This window comes from Pseudomonas sp. FP2196, assembly GCF_030687715.1.
In the GTDB taxonomy this organism is placed as follows: Bacteria; Pseudomonadota; Gammaproteobacteria; order Pseudomonadales; family Pseudomonadaceae; genus Aquipseudomonas.
The window spans coordinates 1,323,847-1,342,151 of the sequence record NZ_CP117445.1 but is presented as its reverse complement, the minus strand read 5'-3'; the positions used below and the strand labels follow the sequence as shown (position 1 = coordinate 1,342,151).

Genomic DNA, 18,305 nt, shown 5'->3' with positions numbered 1-18,305 from the left:
CAGTGGCCTGGCCATCATCTGTTCGGGGTCAACCTTCCAGAACCAGGCCAGGTCATAGGCGACTGCGATCAGGTCGGTGATGGCTCCGACGCCGCACTCATGAAAAAACTCGCAACGGCCCAGCTCAGCGCGTTGAGATCAGCCAGATCCAACTGGTTGACCGACGACGGCGGAATGCCGGCGCACACGGCGATGTATTTGGCCGCCACGTCCATGTCGAGGCTGACTTCTTCGCTCTTGTCGATCTTGTACGGCAGCGCCTTGATCGCTCGCACTTCCTGCACCGTCGGACGGCGCAGGACGAGTTCGGTCAGGGGCTCGCCGTGAGCTTCGATCGCAACTTGAAGCTTCACGGCGCCGCTCATTGCCAGGTCCCCTTGATGCCTTCGAATTTCAGTTCGATGGTGGCGTCATCGCCTTTGGAGACTGGCTCTTCAACCAGGTACGCACCGGCCAGCACGTAGACTTTGCCGTTGCTGAATTCGCAGGTGACGGTGATGTCGGTGCCTTCGATCAGCTTCTTCAGCGGGAAGTCGGCGGTGTGCAGCGCGGTCACTTTGAACGACGGTGCGATGTCGGTTTCCTTGTAGAAGCCGGGTACGACGGTTTCGCGTTTTACCGCCATCAGCGGGGCTTCGCAGCCGCCATTGATAGTCAGTTGTGCGCCGTCGACTTTGACGTAGCAGGTGCCTGCAATCAGTTGACCCATGGTGTTACTCCCTTGAATAAAAAAGCCCACGCGAGGTGGGCTGAATGCTTGACGCTAAACGCGGCTATCAAGCCGCGTCGTCGTACTGCAGACGGAATTGGTTGAGCAGTGCGAACACGCGCAGACCGTTGATGTAATCCGGCGGGAACAGCACGTTCACGCGGCTCGGGTCCTGCACGTCGCGCTCGACGATCAGGTGCTCGGCGAACAGTTCGGCGTTCTCGACGTGGCCTTCCAGTTCCAGCTTGGCGTACTGGGCGATCAGTTCACCGCGAATGGTCGCAGGCGTGACGATTGGCTGGCCGGCGCCGAAGCGGGTGCCGTCGGAGGCCAGTTTGTGCCGACCGTATTTGCTGGTGATCACGCTTTGCAGACGACGCACGATGAACGCCGACTGGTGCATGGTTTCGCTGTCCAGGTAGGAGTTGTCGGCCTGGCCGTAAGCGTTTTTCTGGTAGGTGGTGATCGAACGCTGGATGCGCACGTAACCGCCTTCGTAGTACGCAGTGGCGATGCCGTAGTTGAGCAGCGACTGACGCTCGGTCAGGGTGAAACGCTCGCTCGCCGGAGCAGGGTCGACACCCGGCAGGCTGCCGCTCTGGGTCGGACGGCTGGCGTCGGCGGAGATGAACACCGCAGTGCGCGCCGCCAGTGCAGCGGCTTGTACCCAGAACGGTTGCGGAACACCCGGCTCCAGCGCCTGAATGGTCATGTGCTGGTCGTTACGCGCCTGACCGGCCGCCACCAGAGTGCCGACGGTACCGCGCTTGGCGCTGTAGACATGACCAAACAGTTGCTTGGCCCACGACCAGCGACCGGTGCTGTCGTCCATGACCGCTTGCCAGGTGTTGAGGGTCGACAGATCGGACCATGGCAGTGCGATGAACTCGAACGGCTCGTCGCCCAGTGCGGCAATCGCTGCCACCTGATCCGGCACACCGGCGCCGCCGGTCATGGCAGTGATTGCAGTGGTCAGGCCGGCCGGGGTGTCTTCGCCGTTGCTCTTGCCCAGGCGATTGAATTGCAGGCTGATGTCGTTGCCGCTGTCGCCGGTCCATTTGGCGGACAGGGTCACTACACCTTCGGCAGCCGCAGCGCTCACCGGCAGATCAGCCGTGGCGTTGATTTTCTGCGCCAGCGCAGTCGCTGCTTGTGCCGCGGTGGCACCGTTGACCACGGTGGCTTGCACACGCACGCCGCCAACATACAGGTTGAGCACGCCAGCCTGAGTCGCGGTGCCGGTCAGGGTCAGCACACCTTTGGCGATGGCGCCTTCAGCGTTGTGCAGCGGCAGGCACCAGATCTCGCCGATCGGGTCGGCCTTGCGGAAGGTCTCGTACATCGAGGCGAGCATCGAGCCCTGGCCACCGATGCTTTTTGCCAGCGCCACGCTGGAGACCAAAACCAGTTTGCCGACTTCAGTCGGGGCGATGTTGTCGTTGACCTGAGCCACGATCAAACGACGCAGGGTCGAGCTCGCACTATTGGCGGCCGAGTTGTCCATTTCGGCATAGAACAGCGGTACACGAATGTCCGCGGGGATGTTGCTGAATCCGATCGCCATTATTTGGCTCCCTGTGGTTTAGCCGCTTTTGCGGTTTTGAGTGTGATATCGCCGTCGGCCAGACGTCGGCGCCACCAGGCGCTGTCCAGCACTTCACGGCCTTCGAGAGGCAGCAGATCGCCCGCCTCCGGGTCCGGCACGGCACGGCCAGCGGCCGGCACTACGGTGATGCGATTGCTCATGGGGTTACGTCTCCAGAGAAAGTCAGTTCCACGCGCCCATCGGGGCCCGGGCGTTTCAGGTTGGGGTCGGCCGGATCGATCGCATCGACCCGCACGGTGGCCCCGGTAAAGGACGACAAACCGTCCAGTTCACGTTCGTGCCAACTCTCCGCAGGCTGACTTGGCAGATTGCGGCCGAGCTGGAACTCGGCAAAAAAGCGCAGCCGGTAATAGGCGCGGCTGCTGTTGATCGAGACCATCTCGCCGCCGTCATAAACGATGGTGCTGTAGTCGGCATCGGCGTTGAAACCCACCAGCGCGCGCCACAGTTCGGCGCGCAGGTCGTGCAACCGATCCAGCGCTTTTGTAGCGTCAGTGGCGTCAAGCACCAGGACGATTTCGAAGCGGTCGCGGATCGGTTGGGTGATGAGGTTTTGTGTGGTGCTGTTGCTGGCCAGATCGGCCAGCGGTGTGACGTGGGCCGAAGGTGTCGGCAGATCGGGGTTGCCTTGCAGCAACGCCAGATCGACACCCACCGCAATGTGATTGGCCAGGCTTGGGCATTGCGCACGCAACTGCGTGAGGATCGGGGTGATCTTCATGGTGGTGTTCCGGAATTAGGGGGAGTTAACGCAGAGCCCAATGTGGGAGCGAGCCTGCTCGCGAAAGCGCTGGGTCAGTCGCTATCAATGTTGGATATGCCGGCCTCTTCGCGAGCAGGCTCGCTCCCACGGGATGTTGTGCAGGGATCAGGCTTTGGGGTCGAGGCCGGTGGCCTCGATCAGGCAGCGATAGCTTTCCTCGCGCTTGCCGCTGGCGGTGACTTTTTCGATCGACCAGCGACCGCGCATGAAGTCTGGCCAAGTGTCATCGAGTACCAACAGGCCTTCGGCAGCCAGCAGCGGATCGCCCGGGCAGGTGACCTTCAGCTTGTATTTCTGGCGCAGCATCTTGCGCACTTCGGCTTCGCCGATGGCTTTGGCTTCTTCTTCACTGGCCTGTTTCTGGCGAATGACCTTGTAGGGCTCAGAACCGGTTATCACCTCGCGCAGTTTGCCGGCGGCGATGTCCCAGAAGCAGGTCTTGCAACCCTGGTTCTGGGTACGAGCGGTCTCTTCCAGTGTGGCGCTGATGAAGGCGTGATCACCCGGTCGATTGTTACTGGTCACCGACAGCCTGACGTCCGGTATCACCTGGCCCGACAGGTTTTTCAGCTGCGCAGGTTTCGCCAGTACGTAGAGGTCGTTGAACGGTTTGGCCACCGCGTCGTACTTGAGCGCCAGTCGCGTGATGAAGCTCATGTCGGTTTCGTTCGACTGATCAACATGAGCAATCCGGATCAGCGCCAGTTCGGGATCGACGCGCGGCGAAAAACCGTGCGGCGAGACCAACTGGCGAAACAGTGCTCCAAGGGTGGTGGGGCCATGACTCGCCGTGCGCCGTTCCTTGAATCGGGTCTCATCCTTGCCGCTGAAAGGCGCTGCGGTAGCGACCAGCGTCAAGCGCAACGGGAACAGCGTCGGGGTCAGTCGAGTCACCTTGAACTGGCCCTTTTCGACCAGCCCGGACTCCAGATAGCCCACCCGCAGGCCGATTGTTCCGCCCAAGGTCGGCAAGCCTTCAAGGCCTTCCAGGTCGATCACCAATGTCAGTTGATCGGACTCCATCCCGGCAGCATCAATGTGTTCCCAACTGATCAGGCGCTGGTTCAGCAGGTCCTTGTTGGCGCCGTAGATTTCGATTGCCGGTGTAAATCCCTGTGCCATGCAACCTCCTTAGTCCCAGGCCAGAACCGGTTTGATTGCGGCCGGTTTGCTGTCGAGCTCCGGCAGCGTCACCCAGACACCTGCCGGCAGGATCGAGCCGTGCTCGGCCAGGGTCGGGTTGAGTGTCCACAGGGCTTCTTCGGCGCTGTCATCGCTGCGACCGGTTTCGCGGTACAGCAACAAATTCAGCGAATCACCGGCCACGCTTCGTACCTTACGCATTGTTGAACTCCGACAATCCGATCACCCACTTGATCACCATCGCGGTGCCGTCATCGATGACCTCGCTCTGGTTTTCATCGATGCTGTTGATTCGCCACAAACCCCAGTTGCGACCAATGCCGTCAATCAACGGCAGCGGTACTCTCAACGCTTGCAGCGCACGCAGCTCATCGAGCCGCTCCATCGCCACGGCGTACATCGAGGTGCCGGTAATGGTCAGGGTTTCGGGTTTCTGGCCTGTCTGGTGGGACCTGGGTTTGCTGTTGAGGATCTGCAGATCAGTCCAGCCACCCTCGGATTTGCGCGCCAGCGTGCTGTAGGCAAAATCCCGGGACAGGCCGAAGATGAAACTGCCCAGCGCCATTTGTTGTTTCATGTACCGGCTCCGTCAGTCAGGGCTGCATCACGACGCGTCCCGAGTGGGTTACCGCCCATCAGCAGCGGCATGAATTGGCCATGGAATTGACCGGAAATCTGTTGCTCGATAATCGAATGAATCTGTTGGGCAGTGTCGGGGGCAGGACAGGTGACCTGGATCGTCGGAGAGAAGGAAACCTGCTGATTTTGCGTCTGTGCGCCAGCCAGGTCTTTGGCGACTTCGGCCGGCGGGGCGAGTTTGTCCGGCGCGGTAGTCATCAGTTTCTCCCCCAAAAAACCTCCCCCTTCAAAGCCCAGCCATCCCCCGATCAGTCCACCAATGACACTCCCAAGTGCCATGCCCGGCGCCAGCCCGGGACTTCCCAGGGTCGCGCCCATCGAGCTACCGGTAAGCGCGCCGGCCCACGCACCACCGGCGGCGCCGAGGCCTTTGCCAATCTGTTGTTTGTCACCGCTGGCAACACCTTCGGCGACCATGGAGGCCCCCATCAGCGCCCTCATCGGCCCGGGCATTGCACGCGACACCGGCTGTATCGAGGCAACCAAAGGCTCCAGCCTCGGAGCAGCAGACCTTGCAGTCTGTTCCAGTATCTTCAAACCGTTGCCGGCATTTGCTGTCCGGCTGGCAAGAGCAGCGCCCTGCGTTTCAGCCACGCCGGTCACTGCAGCTGCTGCGGATGGGGCGAGCCCTGAACGACCGGGGAGCCGACTGGCAGCTTTATCCACGATCCCTTTGCCAACCCGATCTTTCAGCTCCCCGACAACTGCATCGAGCACGAAATCGAACACCGGTTTGATCCAGGCTGCCGCCGTCAGAGCCACTCCCGTGGTTTTCGGGTAGGTTTCGGCCAGTTCGCTCAGTTGGTCTACCGAATGACTCTCACCCGGCGTTTCGATATCGGGCGCCAGCGCATTGCCTTTGGCGACCGACAAGCGCTCCTCACGGGCATTTTTTATGTTCAACTGCCCCTGCTGGGTATTGGCAAGGGCCATCGCGGACTCTCTGACCGAGCCTTTTTCCTTGAGCTTCGATGTCGCGTACAGGGTCTTGTCGCTCACCTGCAAGAAGGCATCATTCACCCTGCTCAAGTCCCCGGACAACGAGAGCACCGCACTGCCACTGTCCGCAAACAATGTCCGGGACAACGTCGAGCGCTCTTCCGGTGATTTGTTATTCAGAGCCGCCAGTACCGAGATAACGGCGCCTTTCTGCAAGCCCTTGTGCTCGGGATCGCGCATGGCTTGCGCGACTGCCTTGGGATCCAGGCCTAATTGATTCCAAGCAGCCTTTTCAGCCCCGGACGCTTGATCGCCCTTGGCCAACGCATCGGAAATGTTCTTCAGTGCGCTACCGGCATCGTCTTTCTTCAGGCCGCTGTTCAACAGCGCCGCCGACAACGCCGCCGCTTGTTCGGGTTGAAAGCCTGCGCCGACGGCAGCTTCACCCGACTGCTGCAAGACAGAACCGATAGCCCCTGCCTGGACATCTCCGGGCATTTTGCCGAGATGATTGGCCGCATCCGCCAAATCAAGGGCTTGATCGCGCGAAAGCTTCATCGAGGTGCGCCAGACCTTCAACATTTCGCCGGCTTCCAACCCCGTAACCTTGAATGCCGATGCAGTGATGGCCGCATCGCTGGCAAACGTCAGCAATTCGCGTTTCTTGCCCTCGTCGTTTACCGCTTCGCTGCCGACTCCCGCCTTGGCTGCCAGGGTTTCAATCTTGACCAGCTCGACCCCGGTAGTGCCTCCGGCAGCCACCAAGGTGGCACTGGCCATTTTCAGGCTCGTGAGTGCCATGTCTTTCCCGTCGTTGCGGGAAAGCTGCGCCACACTCGCAAGAGTGGCCGCCGCCGAATCCATGGCAATCGCTGCCTTGCGCGTCTCGGGAAGCTCAGCTCCCGTGGAAGATTTTTCCGGTGTTTTCTGCCCACCGGATGACTCACTCTTCGCTTCGGCACTCGCTGCCTGTGGCAACGCACGCAATGCGGACAGAGTCACGCTCAATGCATCGATTGCCGTCGTCAGCAGCACGACTTTTCCGCTGGCCGTCAGCAATGCCTGGCGCAGCCCGCTGATCTGCTCCACGGCAAGCCGCCCCGCACCTGCGTTCAGCGCGGCAACGCTCAGGGTGATACTGCCAAATCCTGCGCCGGCGCTGTCACCGACATTCATGGGCGAAAATTTGCTCTCTGCCATTGCCGCTCTACTCCTGTTTCACGCCAAGGCGAGTGATCGCTATGTCGTAGCGGCGCAACGCCTTTTCGGCGTCCCATTCCAGAATCTCCGCCTCACTTACCGGGTAAATGAGCGGGACGATATCGAGGATTACTTCGATGTCGCGTTCCGAAAGTAGGCCGCCGGCTGGTTTAAAAAATCGTCTATGCGCACCTGCAACTGAGTCCAGTCAGGGACGGTCAATTGCGCCAGATCGGGGATCATCAGGCCGGTGCAATGGGCGGTGATGAACTCGGCGCGTTCCTTGGCCGTTTTCAGTTTCTTCATCACTTTGGTGGCTCGCAGTGCCGGCATTTCCAGGCTCAGCGACGTTACAGTGCGGCCGGTGACGGCGAGCGGTTGCAGCAGCTGGATCTGATCGGGATCGTCGGTTTTTTCCGCGTCCTCGACCTGATCGAGAAAGTGCGACGCCGGGCGCGTCGACATTTCGTGTACATACTGGGCGATGCTTACGTAGTCCGGACGTTTGAGCTGGTCGAGTTCCTTGACCGACAGGCCGGTGGCCAGCAGCGCCAGTTCGAAGAACTGATCGTCTTCGTCATCGCCAGCGCGTTCCAGCGCTTCTTTCTGCGCGGCGTAGAACAGTGGCTTGAGCTGGATCTGCTCGATCTGCGCGCCGTCATCGTCGGTGATTGGCGACAACAGATCATGCTTGGGTGGCATCCACGACATGAATGAATTCCTTGGTGATTCTTGAGGGGGGTGTTGCTCATTTGCAGCCAGTCACACTGGCCCAAGGTGGGAGCGAGCCTGCTCGCGAAAACAGTCTTACAGTCACATCAATGTTGAATGTGATGGCCTCTTCGCGAGCAGGCTCGCTCCCACAGGTTCTGCGGTGTGTTTACGGCATCAGCACCGCACGACGTGCATCACCGAGGATGTCGACGCCGTTGAGCACGAACTTCTGGGTGCGCACGTCGATGTCGATCACCGGAATGCCGTTTTCCAGGCGGGTGTAGGTGCGGCAGGAGAAGTCCAGGGTCGTCAGGGCTTTGCCACCCATTTTGATAGCGTCTTCACCCATGGTTTTGAGCTTGCCGCCAATGGTGTGGTAGGTGAACCAGGTATTGCCGTCCTGATCCTGACCGGCTTCACGCACGTTCAGCAGGATGTCGTCGCCCAGTTTCACGCCCATGGCGAGCAACACTTCTGCGCCCGTGCCTTGCAGCTTGATCTGAGCATTGAGCGCCTTGGCACTCTTGGCCATTTCTTCAATGATGAATCGGCCACCGGTCATGTTCTCCATCTCGAAATCAATCTTCGGCGGAGTAAATTCTTCTACGGTCGCCGACAGCGGCAGGCCTTGCAGGGTGGCCGCGATGGCCTGTCTTACGCGGTTGGTAAACATTAGAGAACGTCCTCCAGGAACTGCTCGATGATTTCATCGCGGGCGTTGAGTTGATAAACCATGTGTTCGTTCGGCGCGTAGCGGCCGTAGTCGATGACCACGTACCAGGTGCCGTTCTTGTACTTCTCGACGCTGTTGAGTTCCGGGTGCAGATACACGCTGCCGCCAGGAATGGTTTCGTCGGCGACCAGGGTTTGCAGCCAGTCGTTGATGCGCTTGACCTCTTGATCCATAAAGGACTTGGTGAGGTTCTTGGCCATGGCTTTCTGGCCGGCCTTGACCAGCTTGCGGCTGATCGCATCTTCGAGGCCGACATAGCTGATGAACTTGCCGGTGATCGAGCGGTTGCCCAGCAGCGAGAAGCCGCCAAGCACGGTGCGGGCGTAGTAGCTCACGCCGTAGCGGTTGAGCAGATCGCCTTCGGTGGAGGTGTCGAGGATGTTGTATTCAACAACGCGAGACACGTCTTCGGCGTAGGTCACCTGGTTGCCCGGGCTCTCCCACTGCTTGACCTTGGCCAGCGCGGCGATTGCCAGGCTGGACGGCGCGAGGAAGACGTTTTTCTTCGCCGCTTTCGAGTACACGGCCGGCATGTTGTGCACCACCAGGCAACGGTCGAAACCGAGATCGGCGCCGCCCAGTTCCTGGCTGTACAAGACTTGGTCAGCGACCGAAACGTCTTTGCCGTCCAGCACCACACGGGCCTTGATGCGCTTGCCGAACGAGGCGAACTCGCTGGCCACCGCTTTGGTGCCGGTGAAGCCCGGCGCGCCGATGATGGTCAGGTCTTCCGGGACACTGCCCAGCGCAGCCAGACCCAGTTTGCGGCCAGTCGCCGGCTCGACGCCGCCGATCACTGCGTTGACCGTGTCGGCCGGAGTCGCGCCCGCCTCGACGATCACCACGTACACCGGCACCTTGACCACTTTGAGGATCTGGTAAACCGCGTGGTACAGGGTGCCCTCTTCCGAACCGGTCGGATCGAGCAGCGCGTGGGTGGTGAAGCTGTTGATGCGGAACGGGGCGTTACGCGGAATCAGCGGATCAGCCTTCGGCGCGGTGCCGACCAGACCGATGACGTTGTCACCCAGGCCACCCATGGCCTCGGGGGATTCAGTGGCATTGACGGTAATGCCGTTGTGCTCGAAGTTCAGAACCTCAGCCATGTTCAGTCAGCCTTCTTGGCAGCGGCCTTTTTGGCCTGGGTGGTAGGTGTTTTCAGTTCCAGTCGACCGGCGGTATGCAAGGCACTGGCCTCGACGTCGAGCAGATCAAGGTCTTGACCGACGCTCGACCAGTGCCCACCGCCGGTGGGGAATGGGACGAGCACGGTGTAGGTTTGGCGGGTTGCCATTTTTCGTTTCTCCATAAACGGGAAAGCCCCTCGTGGGGAGGGGCTTGGCGGGTGTTGAATGTTGTTGGGCGGACAAGAAAACGCCCCGGAGTGCGGGGCGTTTATTGAAGCGCTGAGATGAGTGTCGCTGGTGCAGAATCGGGCCAGCCTCCCTTGAGCAAGTCATCCGTGTAAGTGCCAGCTTCAATCGCCTGCAACAACGCCAGCTCACGGTCGAAACAGGCCTGGACGTGAGCACGGACAGCTTTGGCAATGGCCAGAATTTGCGTTGCGTTGATCTGGACAAACCCGTCCAGCGTTTTGAAATTGCAGCGATACTCGGGGTCGAGAATCGCCGACAGTCCGGTACTGGCGATCAGTGCCTGACTATCACGCGTTGTCTCGATGCTCACGCCGTCTACGGTGATACCTGATGCCTCTCGTGCGAAACGCTCCGCTGCGAACAATGCGGCGTAATTCGTTTCGACCTCCGGAACAGGTAGTTTGACTACGTCACCATCGACCAGCTTCCAGATACCATCTGTATCCGCTCTTGTCGCCAGAAATACTGCTTCGTCAAGTTCTACTGCGTTCTCAGGAATAACGCTATGAATACGTGAGTCATAACGCCCGATCAGCGTTCCATTCTCATCAAATGTTGCGAACTTCATGATTAACCCTCACAAGTCGGTGTATTAGCGACCAACTGCAAAATAGTAAAACTGTGCGGGAGACTGACCCGTATTGCGAATGGTCACGTTCGCTTTACTGATCCATTTGATTTGCCCGATATAGGTTGAGCCTACCGGTGCGTCCGTAGCTGTATTGGGATAAGTGGTAAAAACTGATGGATTAACCAACGGATAGGCTATCGGGAAAGCCTGTACATAGTTGCCTCCAGAGGGAATGGGGAGTGTCATGCCCCATTGCAGGATCAAACCTCCCAGCCAAGTTGGAAAGATGACGTAGCTGCCACTCATGTCGCCGGAGACGCTGATGGAGAATCCCCAGCGTAGTTTCTTCGGGGTCACGATCGTATTGTCGTCTGCGCCTGTATCCGTCTGTACTTGAGTCGCGACTTTTGCTGTGCCTTGATTGGTTTCGGAGGCTTGTTGCGCCAGCGTCGCCAGCGCAGTGATATCGACGTTTCCCTGATTGATCGGCGCGTTCCAGGCTTTGATACACCACATTACCGCCAGGTTGCGCGGGCGCGTTTCAGTGCCCACGTTTCCCGTTATTGGGACATCCGAATTGGCGCCAGTTCCAGCACCGCTGATTACAACGGCTAGACCGGAACCCGATCCTGTTGCCGTAGTGACTGTATGCCGGAGAGCGTGCAAGTGGGACTGAAACTGGTGGTCCTGCCAACTGCCTACGGTTCGACCAGCATCCACTCCGCGCCCATGATCCCAACCTCGCAGGAATTCGCCGCGGGATTCCGGCAACCGGAAGTTGCCTACACCCTCATCGCCTTTGTTGAATTTCGTACCGAGATAAGCCGCCAGATCCGGATAAGTCGCAATGCTCTGCACACTGCCATCCAGCTCCAGATAACCGGGTGCAACGATCCCCGTTGGGAATGCCAGAACTGCCCCCACCGGAACGGCGGATTTGAGCCGTTCGACTTCCTTGGCCAGCGCGGCTACATCGATGGTTCCCTGATTGACTGGTGCATTCCAAGCTTTGATGCACCACATGACAGCGATGTTGCGAGGTCGTGCCTCCGCTCCACCAGAACTATTGAAGCCTGCCGCGAAGTTGCTCATCACTGCGGTATTGCCGTTGTCTACCACGACAGCACTCGGATTACTGCCGGAGGCATTGGCGAACGCCTGCATGCGTGTGACCGTATGGGCATGCGACTTGTTGTCGTCGGCCTGCCAGCTGCCGAGACCACGGCCGGAATCCACCCCACGCCCATGATCCCAACCGCGCAAGAACTCCCCTCGGGCCTCCGGCAAGCGGAAATTTCCAACGCCCTCATCGCCCTTATTAAACTTGCCACCCAGATAAGCGCTCAAGTCCGGGTAAGTCGCACTGCTCCTGACGCTGTTATCCAGCTCCAGAAAACCCGGCGGCGGCGCGTCTACCGGGAACGCGACAATCGAGCCCACTGGCAGCGCCGAAGCCTTAGCAATCAGCGCCTCGACTTCAGCCTTGGTGTACGAATCCTTGATGCCGAATCCGGCCAGCGTCTCAGGGTTCGCACCTGCCGTCGCGCGACCATATTCATCAACGGTCAGACTCTTGTAAGTCCCGGCCGCAATCCCGGTGCGCCCTGCCAGCATCTTGAAAGTCAGCGCAGTTGAACCTAGGACAATCGGCGCATTGGTGATCAGGTGCCACAGCGAATCACCGTTCGCCGTGCCCTCCTCCACCATCACAGTCAGCCCCGGCGTAACCTTGGCGCTGCTGTTGGCATCGGTTGCCCGCACCCAGTCACCATTGGCGACAATCCACAGGCCGTTATCCTTGGCCAGGGTCTGGTTCGCAACAAGCACGCGGTCGCCAGCAACCACTGCCACACCATCAATCTGCTGCGCACCGTTCAACACGACATTGCCAGTCGCAGCAACACGCACCGATTGCTTGCCATCAAGCTTGCCAAGCTCTTCGGCGAGGTAACTCATGACCCAGGCACGGGTCGCTTTGACCACCGTGTCATCAATCAACAACGTCACCAAGGACGCATTGCTGGTCTCGAAAATCGAACGAATGTAGAACTCTTTACCCGAGCCGGACGTGGCCAGAACCGGTTTAAACGACTCCGGATATTTGACGATGGCGTAGAGAATCCCGGTATCAGTCCACAGCCCTGCCTCACGCACATACCAACCGCCAACATCCGGCGCAATGGTCACTTCGGCGAGCAGCCAGCTCGGATTCTTCTCGTCCTGGAACAGCGCATTGAGCGGCCCACGCCAGACTTCGCGTTTGAGCGCCGTGGCGGTCGCGGCCGGGTTGTAGACGGAGCCGCCGCCGTCGCCGACAGAAATCTGCGTCAACTTGATCGGCACACCCGCAGCTTTACAAGCCGTTTCGTAGGCAATCCCTGCGTTGGTGAGCAGGGTGTAATAGTCAGCCATTCAGGCCCCCTGAGGATAAATAGTGGATGTTTCGACGGTGTACATGCCGGCGGCCAGGAACGCCTCTCCCGAGGTTTCGAGCCCTTCGATGAACACCGGATAAACCGTGGTCAGCTCGCCGCAAAAGGTCGCGGCGCCGATGACGTGATTGCCGAAGGCGCTCAACCCGACCGAGACCGACAGCACATCCCGTTCGCTTTTGGCATCGGCCAGGCGTCGGTCGAGACGGGCGTCGATTTCTTCGCTGTAGGGTTGGTCGCTGAAGGCGCGCACGGAAAAGCTGTACGGCGCGCCGGGCGGTGTCTGTTCGTACCAGGCGCGGATTTCCGGGCGCAGTTGCAAACCCTTGGCGGCGTTTTCCAGTGCCTTGCGAGTGCCGGCCTGGCGTGCGGTGGGCCAGGCGAGTTCAACGGTCAGGCGCTTTTCGGCTTCCGGTGCGACGGTGCTCCATTCGGCAACACCGCGATCCGCCGCCAGATACGGCAGAAACGCGACGGGTGTTTCACTCGGGTTCATCAGTTCGGGAAACGGCGGCGCGATGCGATCCAGCAATGCGCCGAAGCCCAAATCCAATCCTCGCTCCAACGCCGAACTGTTGGCCGGCAGCAGCGTCGGGCGTTGAGTTTTTTCACTCATAGCGTCAGCACCTCAACCTCGACCGCCGTGCAATACGGCGCTTGAAACGCGGTGGTCACGATCGGCGCCAACGGTTCAAGGATCTGCAGTTGCACGGCACCGGCACTGTGCAGCGTGTAGTCGATCCAGCTCGGATCGACCCGCCCTTCAAGGCGATGACAACTGTCGGCGTAAGCCTGCAATTGTTGCTGCGCGGCGACTTGGGTCAGGCCCGAATCGGGGCCGGAATTGATCTTGGCGACGACACGGATTTTGTAGCGTTGAATATCGGCAGCCTTGACGGTGACGAGGTCGGTTTCCGGTCGCACATCCGGTCGGGCGAAGTGCTGGCGGACACCTTGAAGCAATGCCTCGGACGGCGTGCCGTCACCGTCCCGCGCAAGCACGGTGACCTGCACTTCGCCAGGTGCGGTGCGGCGGCCATTGCCGTCCTTGACCTGCGCGGCGAGGCCATCCGGGTTGAAGGTGTAAGTGACATTCACCACACCGGCGTCGGTGGATTCGACTTTCACCTTTGGCCGCTCGCCGAGGGTGAAGACCTCGCGGCGATACTGCATCCGCGAACCGGCTGCCGGTGCATGGGGCGCCAGGTAATAACGCAACCGGGCGTCGTCGTCGCTTTCGTAAATCGCGGGGACCGGCGGGAAGGCCGCTGGATCCCCCGGATCAAGCAACTGCCGTTCCAGGCCCATATCCGCCAGACGCGCATCGAGATTGCTGCCGGTCGCCCACCACGCCAGCATCTGCTTGATGCGGGCGTTGTATTTGCGTTCGTGGGTTTGCAGCCGAACGCAGAAGGCTTCAAGCGCCAGGGTGAGCAGTTCGCTTTCGTTTTCCAGGCTGGTCTTGAGTTTCGCGGCGCTGTCCGGCGAGCGGGCGCCGACGTATTCGATGACGAAGCTTTTGAAGTCGGCGAGCAGGTCTTCGAAGGTGTCGACGGCGATCAGCGCGGGTTCGGCCAATTGGTTCTGGCCGGGGATCAACATGCTCATGTCACGACCTCGAAAGTTTGTTGACGGTTTTTCCAGGTGCCGGCGAAACGCAGCAGCAGCCCGGCGCCATGGCGGCTGGCAACGATCACTTGCGGCTGAAAATCATCGATGCCGTTTTGCTTGTTGTAGAACGCTTGCGCTGCGTGGCTCTGAGCCAGAAGCAGCACGTCGTCGCCGAGGTTCTGCCCGAGCAGCGAGGGGATCAGCGAGCCATACAAGGGCCGTTTCTGCCGGGTGCCCAGCGGCGTGGTCAGGGCCCGGGTCGCGCGCTGCACAAATTGCAGCCAGTCGTCGACCGTGGCCCCGCTGTCTCTATGGATTCCGATCATGGGAAGCTCTTGAATCAGGGGCTGATGACGCGGCCCTGGTGATCGACCAACGGGCCGCTGAAGTGCACGCCCGAAGCGTCGATGGTCAGGCCGACGGCACCCAGTTGCAGGTTGATGGCCTGCGGGGTCAGCGCCAGTCGTGCCGGGCCGATGCTCAGCTCCAGCGATTCACGAGAACCGCTGAACGCTGCCGGGCCGTTCTGCCAGTGCAGGGTGTGAGTGGCGTCGTCATAGCCGCTTTCACTGCCGTCCTGATGTACTCGACGGGTCAGCGTCGGTACGGTCGAAGTTGGCGGAAAGCGATCGCTGTTCAAACCGAACAACGCCACCGATTGCGCACCGCTTTCACCGCTGCCGTAGTTGAACAGCAGACACTGCTCACCCACTGTCGGAATACGCGATTCGCTCTGCGCCCCGGCGCTCGGGTTGAAAAACTTGATGGCAGGCGTGAGCAGTCCACCGTGGCTGACCGTGCAGGTGTTGCTCGCCGCGTCGACTGTCTGGCAGACACCGATGCGGCAGTAGCTCTCGGCACGCCGATGCAGGTCTTCGATTTCCGCTTCCATCTCCGCCAGGCGTTCGATGATCGGCCCCAGCTGCATGCGCAGTAATGCGTCGAACATCGGTCAGGCCTCCAGTGCGGTGTATTGGTCGGGGTCGTCGATGTTGCTGACTTCCCAGGTACGAGCGAATTTCGGCGTGCCGAGTGGATCGTCGAGCAGCGTCGGGCCGAGGTAGAGGGTCTGGCCGAACGTCAGCGTCCAGGCCTTGTATTGCTGATCGGCGCGGATGAGTAGTGAAGGCAAGCCATCAATATTCATCGGCAGATCACACTGATCGCCGGGCAGTCCCCAGCGGTTGTCGGTGATCAGGTTTTTCAGCACGGCGATCAGATCGCACGCGGCAAACGCAGTCGCAGCAAGCGCCGGGATGACTTGCAGCGACAACGTCATGACATGAGCAATTCGCCCATCAGCGGCGCGCACTCCCGGTCCATTCCGGTCGAAGTCGATCAACACCCAGGCCTGATCGCCGGGCGCAGTGAAATCTTCGTGATTGCCGACATTGAGATTGAGTCCGACGGTGTTGCGCAGCGTCGTCGCGATGGCTGTGAACAGTTGCGACGGCTGTTGGATCGGAGTGGGCATAGATGACCTCCTTTTCAATCGTCCACGCGAAGCCCTGCCGCCAAAATGGCGGCACGGAAAACAGTCAGGGTTAAGGCTGGTCGCGCGGCGGGACTTCGCAGACGCCGATGCGCTTGGCGGCCCAGCGTTCGTACAGGCCGATGGCAACGTCGGCACCCGCCATGGCGGTCAGGCAACCGAAAGCGCCGGCGGCCCAGATCGACAATCCTGCGGCATACAACAGCATGATTGCCGACACGCCGCAGATCATGCAGGCGCCGGAGCGCAGGGCCAGGCGCCGCAGCAGTGACCAGCCGCGGGCGCCTTCCTTGTCGGCGCGCCACATTTCGCCGGACACCCCGCCCACTACGGCGAGTAGGATGACCAGCCAGATCGGCATGTCCGCCAACGCTTGTTGCTCGCTTGTCATGTCACGCCTCCTGGGGGTGATTGATGAGTGGTGTGTGTTGGGTTCAATCGTTTTCTCTTGAGGTAGGCATTCCAAAAAGCCCGGCGCAATGGCCGGGCTTTTCAGTAATGCGCTCTCGCTTCTCGATCTGACAATTGCAGTGGAGTCAGAACGGAGCGACTGGCCAGTTGATCGTCGGAAATGCGTTTTGGTTTATCACTTCGGTGACAGCAATGTAGTACTGCTTGTATGCAACCAGTGCAGCCGCTTCTGCCGCAGTGGCGATCTCGAGATCCAGCTTGTATTGCAATGGATTGAACATCAGCCAGCGGGAAGCCTGGTCAAGGCGCAGTTGTATGCGTCCAGAGGTAAAAGCCTGTCGCTCATAATCAGATGTATCACTGTAGGTCGAACCCCAATCCGTCTTCATCCCTGGCTCCACAATCATGCCATTGGGAACTTCTCGCCATACTGAACTCGGCTCATCTGCAGGCGTTGCAGGCACACTCCCGTCAGTCTCCAGTACCTGAAGAACGATGGTGTAACCCATTGCTGTAACTGTAAGTGCGTAACGACTCATTTGTGATTCCTCTTAGCGGTTCTCAGCGAACCCTTTTTGAGACCGTCTGTCAGTACGACGTAACTGGACAGACGGTGATCGCCGGAAAGCCGGCTATCTATAGCTTTCGGAAGTAGTGATGAATTCCGGCAGGCATTCCAAAAAGCCCGGCGCTGGGGCCGGGCTTTTCAGTAATGCGCTCCTTCGCCTTCCTTCAATTCCTGTGTTCTAGAAGGAAGCTGACTTTTCGGCGCTACTGGCGCGGTACGAGTCCATTCAAATTGTTTTTCCGACCGCGGTCCCTGCCCGCCGGATAACTGCTTCTGGTGCTTTACGCTGCACACCCGGGTCAGTTGCCAACCCTCTGAACCGTTGAGGCCGGTTCATCGCTGCCTGTTCTTGTCGAACTAAAGAGCTTTCGTTTCCAGCCGCTTTGTCGAGCGGCTTGGTGGCAATAATATGCATGGATGCATATCCAGTCAATGCGTTAATGCATTTATTTATACGCGATAAATGCATGAACGCATGAGAGCCGCATAAACCATGGCGTTGAGGGTTTTGCGCGGGCGAAAAAAAACCCGCCGATGGGCGGGTTTTATTTGACCGGTATCTGCTTAGCGGGCGTACATGCCCCACCAGAAGACGTGACCGAGGATGACGATCTGCTCTTCCTGGATTTCCTGGAAGGTGTAGTCCTCGTCCGGATGTTCGTCGCGGTTGAAACTGCGCAGGCGGATGCCGGTAGGCAGGCGATAGAGTTGCTTCACACGCAACTGGCCGTTGTGATTAATCGCGTACAGGTCGCCATCAATGATGTCGCCGATCCCGCACTTGCCCGCATTCACGCCCACCGTTGCGCCGTCACGCAGCACCGGCAACATGCTGTTACCGCGTACCGTCACACATTTGGCCTGGTCGAATTGCACGCCGTTATGGCGCAGGCTGCGCTTGCCGAAGCGCAGGCTGGAGCGTTCGCTCTCTTCAATGACGAATCTTCCTGATCCAGCTGCCAATTCAACCTCGCGAAGAAAGGGCACCGACACCTCGTCGTCATCGACAGGGGTGTCGTCGTCCCACAGCATTATGTCCTTGAGTTCCGCATGCACGTCATCACGCGCAGCACCGGCAGACGGCGCAACATCCGCGCGCCCACGCAACTGATCGGTGCTTACATTGAAGTACTCGGCGATTTTCGAAATGTGTTTATCCGAAGGATCGACGATCTTCCCGCTGAGAATCCGCGAGAGAGTGGATTGAGGCACGCCGGTGCGACGGTGGAGCTCCGTGGGGGAGATCCCGTGCTGGTCGAGCAGTGCTCTTAAGACGGAGGATACGTTGCGTTTTTGCATAACGCGCATAGTGCTTGAAGTTTTTACCGAAGACAAATGCTGATTTGCATAAATTGTGCATAAACACACAAATCATGCGTAAAAGTGCCAGTGAGCCCT

General features: G+C 59.6%; 24 protein-coding genes. All 24 read right to left on the bottom strand.

The genetic code is table 11. From position 1 onward, the window contains the following. Window positions 1-68: 68 nt before the first annotated feature. A complete protein-coding gene (locus PSH79_RS05955) occupies window positions 69-365 on the bottom strand; it encodes a phage tail assembly protein (RefSeq protein ID WP_003222226.1) in 297 nt (98 codons plus the stop codon). Continuing rightward, window positions 362-709 carry a phage tail tube protein gene (locus tag PSH79_RS05950; protein WP_007908779.1) on the bottom strand — a complete coding sequence of 116 codons (348 nt, stop codon included), beginning with the start codon at window positions 707-709 and terminating at the stop codon, window positions 362-364. The genes PSH79_RS05955 and PSH79_RS05950 overlap by 4 nt, the downstream gene beginning before the upstream one ends. 67 nt (window positions 710-776) lie before the next feature. Beyond that, window positions 777-2,273 carry a phage tail sheath subtilisin-like domain-containing protein gene (locus PSH79_RS05945; RefSeq protein ID WP_305441679.1) on the bottom strand — a complete coding sequence of 499 codons (1,497 nt, stop codon included), beginning with the start codon at window positions 2,271-2,273 and terminating at the stop codon, window positions 777-779. Then, entirely contained in the window at window positions 2,273-2,455 is a 183-nt protein-coding gene (locus tag PSH79_RS05940; RefSeq protein WP_095188872.1) for a DUF2635 domain-containing protein, read from the bottom strand. Before PSH79_RS05940 ends, PSH79_RS05945 begins: the two co-directional genes overlap by 1 nt. Further along, window positions 2,452-3,036 (bottom strand): hypothetical protein, encoded by a 585-nt coding sequence (locus tag PSH79_RS05935; protein ID WP_305441678.1) that lies wholly within the window; start codon window positions 3,034-3,036, stop codon window positions 2,452-2,454. The genes PSH79_RS05940 and PSH79_RS05935 overlap by 4 nt, the downstream gene beginning before the upstream one ends. Before the next feature lie 147 nt (window positions 3,037-3,183). Continuing rightward, window positions 3,184-4,200, bottom strand: coding sequence for a phage late control D family protein (locus PSH79_RS05930; RefSeq protein ID WP_305441677.1), 1,017 nt, complete (start codon window positions 4,198-4,200; stop codon window positions 3,184-3,186). Window positions 4,201-4,209: 9 nt separating this feature from the next. Beyond that, entirely contained in the window at window positions 4,210-4,422 is a 213-nt protein-coding gene (locus PSH79_RS05925) for a tail protein X (protein WP_100847353.1), read from the bottom strand. Further along, complete coding sequence (locus PSH79_RS05920) at window positions 4,415-4,798, bottom strand: phage tail protein (RefSeq protein ID WP_262195205.1); 384 nt, start codon at window positions 4,796-4,798, stop codon at window positions 4,415-4,417. The genes PSH79_RS05925 and PSH79_RS05920 overlap by 8 nt, the downstream gene beginning before the upstream one ends. Beyond that, entirely contained in the window at window positions 4,795-6,858 is a 2,064-nt protein-coding gene (locus tag PSH79_RS05915) for a phage tail tape measure protein (protein ID WP_305441676.1), read from the bottom strand. The genes PSH79_RS05920 and PSH79_RS05915 overlap by 4 nt, the downstream gene beginning before the upstream one ends. Window positions 6,859-7,128: 270 nt before the next feature. Next, on the bottom strand, window positions 7,129-7,710 hold the full coding sequence (locus tag PSH79_RS05910) for a phage tail assembly protein (RefSeq protein WP_305441674.1): 582 nt from the start codon (window positions 7,708-7,710) through the stop codon (window positions 7,129-7,131). Between the two features lie 169 nt (window positions 7,711-7,879). Beyond that, a complete protein-coding gene (locus tag PSH79_RS05905; protein WP_305441673.1) occupies window positions 7,880-8,386 on the bottom strand; it encodes a phage major tail tube protein in 507 nt (168 codons plus the stop codon). Continuing rightward, window positions 8,386-9,552: a phage tail protein gene (locus PSH79_RS05900; protein ID WP_215501440.1), complete on the bottom strand. Its 1,167-nt coding sequence runs from the start codon at window positions 9,550-9,552 to the stop codon at window positions 8,386-8,388. Before PSH79_RS05900 ends, PSH79_RS05905 begins: the two co-directional genes overlap by 1 nt. A gap of 2 nt (window positions 9,553-9,554) precedes the next feature. Beyond that, a complete protein-coding gene (locus PSH79_RS05895; RefSeq protein WP_003222199.1) occupies window positions 9,555-9,740 on the bottom strand; it encodes a hypothetical protein in 186 nt (61 codons plus the stop codon). A 101-nt stretch (window positions 9,741-9,841) separates the two neighbouring features. Then, a complete protein-coding gene (locus PSH79_RS05890) occupies window positions 9,842-10,390 on the bottom strand; it encodes a DUF4376 domain-containing protein (protein ID WP_305441671.1) in 549 nt (182 codons plus the stop codon). Between the two features lie 24 nt (window positions 10,391-10,414). Continuing rightward, on the bottom strand, window positions 10,415-12,805 hold the full coding sequence (locus PSH79_RS05885; protein ID WP_305441670.1) for a phage tail protein: 2,391 nt from the start codon (window positions 12,803-12,805) through the stop codon (window positions 10,415-10,417). Beyond that, a complete protein-coding gene (locus PSH79_RS05880; protein ID WP_305441669.1) occupies window positions 12,806-13,441 on the bottom strand; it encodes a phage tail protein I in 636 nt (211 codons plus the stop codon). Beyond that, a complete protein-coding gene (locus PSH79_RS05875; protein ID WP_305441667.1) occupies window positions 13,438-14,433 on the bottom strand; it encodes a baseplate J/gp47 family protein in 996 nt (331 codons plus the stop codon). Before PSH79_RS05875 ends, PSH79_RS05880 begins: the two co-directional genes overlap by 4 nt. After that, window positions 14,430-14,762, bottom strand: coding sequence for a phage baseplate protein (locus PSH79_RS05870; protein ID WP_305441666.1), 333 nt, complete (start codon window positions 14,760-14,762; stop codon window positions 14,430-14,432). The genes PSH79_RS05875 and PSH79_RS05870 overlap by 4 nt, the downstream gene beginning before the upstream one ends. A 14-nt stretch (window positions 14,763-14,776) precedes the next feature. Beyond that, the gene (locus PSH79_RS05865) at window positions 14,777-15,385 is read right to left on the bottom strand and encodes a phage baseplate assembly protein V (RefSeq protein WP_305441665.1); all 609 of its coding nucleotides are present in this window, start codon (window positions 15,383-15,385) and stop codon (window positions 14,777-14,779) included. A gap of 3 nt (window positions 15,386-15,388) precedes the next feature. Continuing rightward, the gene (locus PSH79_RS05860; RefSeq protein ID WP_305441664.1) at window positions 15,389-15,910 is read right to left on the bottom strand and encodes a hypothetical protein; all 522 of its coding nucleotides are present in this window, start codon (window positions 15,908-15,910) and stop codon (window positions 15,389-15,391) included. Between the two features lie 70 nt (window positions 15,911-15,980). Next, a complete protein-coding gene (locus PSH79_RS05855) occupies window positions 15,981-16,319 on the bottom strand; it encodes a phage holin family protein (protein WP_038357950.1) in 339 nt (112 codons plus the stop codon). 145 nt (window positions 16,320-16,464) lie between these two features. Beyond that, entirely contained in the window at window positions 16,465-16,878 is a 414-nt protein-coding gene (locus tag PSH79_RS05850) for a tail fiber assembly protein (protein WP_305441663.1), read from the bottom strand. A gap of 255 nt (window positions 16,879-17,133) precedes the next feature. Next, window positions 17,134-17,322: a hypothetical protein gene (locus tag PSH79_RS05845; RefSeq protein ID WP_305441662.1), complete on the bottom strand. Its 189-nt coding sequence runs from the start codon at window positions 17,320-17,322 to the stop codon at window positions 17,134-17,136. A 149-nt stretch (window positions 17,323-17,471) separates the two neighbouring features. Continuing rightward, window positions 17,472-18,206 carry an XRE family transcriptional regulator gene (locus tag PSH79_RS05840; protein ID WP_095191963.1) on the bottom strand — a complete coding sequence of 245 codons (735 nt, stop codon included), beginning with the start codon at window positions 18,204-18,206 and terminating at the stop codon, window positions 17,472-17,474. Window positions 18,207-18,305: the final 99 nt, after the last annotated feature.

Coding starts and splice junctions, on each gene's coding strand:
- PSH79_RS05865 (WP_305441665.1), bottom strand. CDS start 15,385: ATGTTCGACGCATTACTGCGCATGCAGCTGGGGCCGATCATCGAACGC.
- PSH79_RS05945 (WP_305441679.1), bottom strand. CDS start 2,273: ATGGCGATCGGATTCAGCAACATCCCCGCGGACATTCGTGTACCGCTG.
- PSH79_RS05900 (WP_215501440.1), bottom strand. CDS start 9,552: ATGGCTGAGGTTCTGAACTTCGAGCACAACGGCATTACCGTCAATGCC.
- PSH79_RS05885 (WP_305441670.1), bottom strand. CDS start 12,805: ATGGCTGACTATTACACCCTGCTCACCAACGCAGGGATTGCCTACGAA.
- PSH79_RS05905 (WP_305441673.1), bottom strand. CDS start 8,386: ATGTTTACCAACCGCGTAAGACAGGCCATCGCGGCCACCCTGCAAGGC.
- PSH79_RS05875 (WP_305441667.1), bottom strand. CDS start 14,433: ATGAGCATGTTGATCCCCGGCCAGAACCAATTGGCCGAACCCGCGCTG.
- PSH79_RS05870 (WP_305441666.1), bottom strand. CDS start 14,762: ATGATCGGAATCCATAGAGACAGCGGGGCCACGGTCGACGACTGGCTG.
- PSH79_RS05845 (WP_305441662.1), bottom strand. CDS start 17,322: ATGCATATTATTGCCACCAAGCCGCTCGACAAAGCGGCTGGAAACGAA.
- PSH79_RS05850 (WP_305441663.1), bottom strand. CDS start 16,878: ATGAGTCGTTACGCACTTACAGTTACAGCAATGGGTTACACCATCGTT.
- PSH79_RS05950 (WP_007908779.1), bottom strand. CDS start 709: ATGGGTCAACTGATTGCAGGCACCTGCTACGTCAAAGTCGACGGCGCA.
- PSH79_RS05940 (WP_095188872.1), bottom strand. CDS start 2,455: ATGAGCAATCGCATCACCGTAGTGCCGGCCGCTGGCCGTGCCGTGCCG.
- PSH79_RS05930 (WP_305441677.1), bottom strand. CDS start 4,200: ATGGCACAGGGATTTACACCGGCAATCGAAATCTACGGCGCCAACAAG.
- PSH79_RS05890 (WP_305441671.1), bottom strand. CDS start 10,390: ATGAAGTTCGCAACATTTGATGAGAATGGAACGCTGATCGGGCGTTAT.
- PSH79_RS05895 (WP_003222199.1), bottom strand. CDS start 9,740: ATGGCAACCCGCCAAACCTACACCGTGCTCGTCCCATTCCCCACCGGC.
- PSH79_RS05880 (WP_305441669.1), bottom strand. CDS start 13,441: ATGAGTGAAAAAACTCAACGCCCGACGCTGCTGCCGGCCAACAGTTCG.
- PSH79_RS05840 (WP_095191963.1), bottom strand. CDS start 18,206: ATGCAAAAACGCAACGTATCCTCCGTCTTAAGAGCACTGCTCGACCAG.
- PSH79_RS05925 (WP_100847353.1), bottom strand. CDS start 4,422: ATGCGTAAGGTACGAAGCGTGGCCGGTGATTCGCTGAATTTGTTGCTG.
- PSH79_RS05920 (WP_262195205.1), bottom strand. CDS start 4,798: ATGAAACAACAAATGGCGCTGGGCAGTTTCATCTTCGGCCTGTCCCGG.
- PSH79_RS05855 (WP_038357950.1), bottom strand. CDS start 16,319: ATGACAAGCGAGCAACAAGCGTTGGCGGACATGCCGATCTGGCTGGTC.
- PSH79_RS05935 (WP_305441678.1), bottom strand. CDS start 3,036: ATGAAGATCACCCCGATCCTCACGCAGTTGCGTGCGCAATGCCCAAGC.
- PSH79_RS05955 (WP_003222226.1), bottom strand. CDS start 365: ATGAGCGGCGCCGTGAAGCTTCAAGTTGCGATCGAAGCTCACGGCGAG.
- PSH79_RS05860 (WP_305441664.1), bottom strand. CDS start 15,910: ATGCCCACTCCGATCCAACAGCCGTCGCAACTGTTCACAGCCATCGCG.
- PSH79_RS05910 (WP_305441674.1), bottom strand. CDS start 7,710: ATGTCGTGGATGCCACCCAAGCATGATCTGTTGTCGCCAATCACCGAC.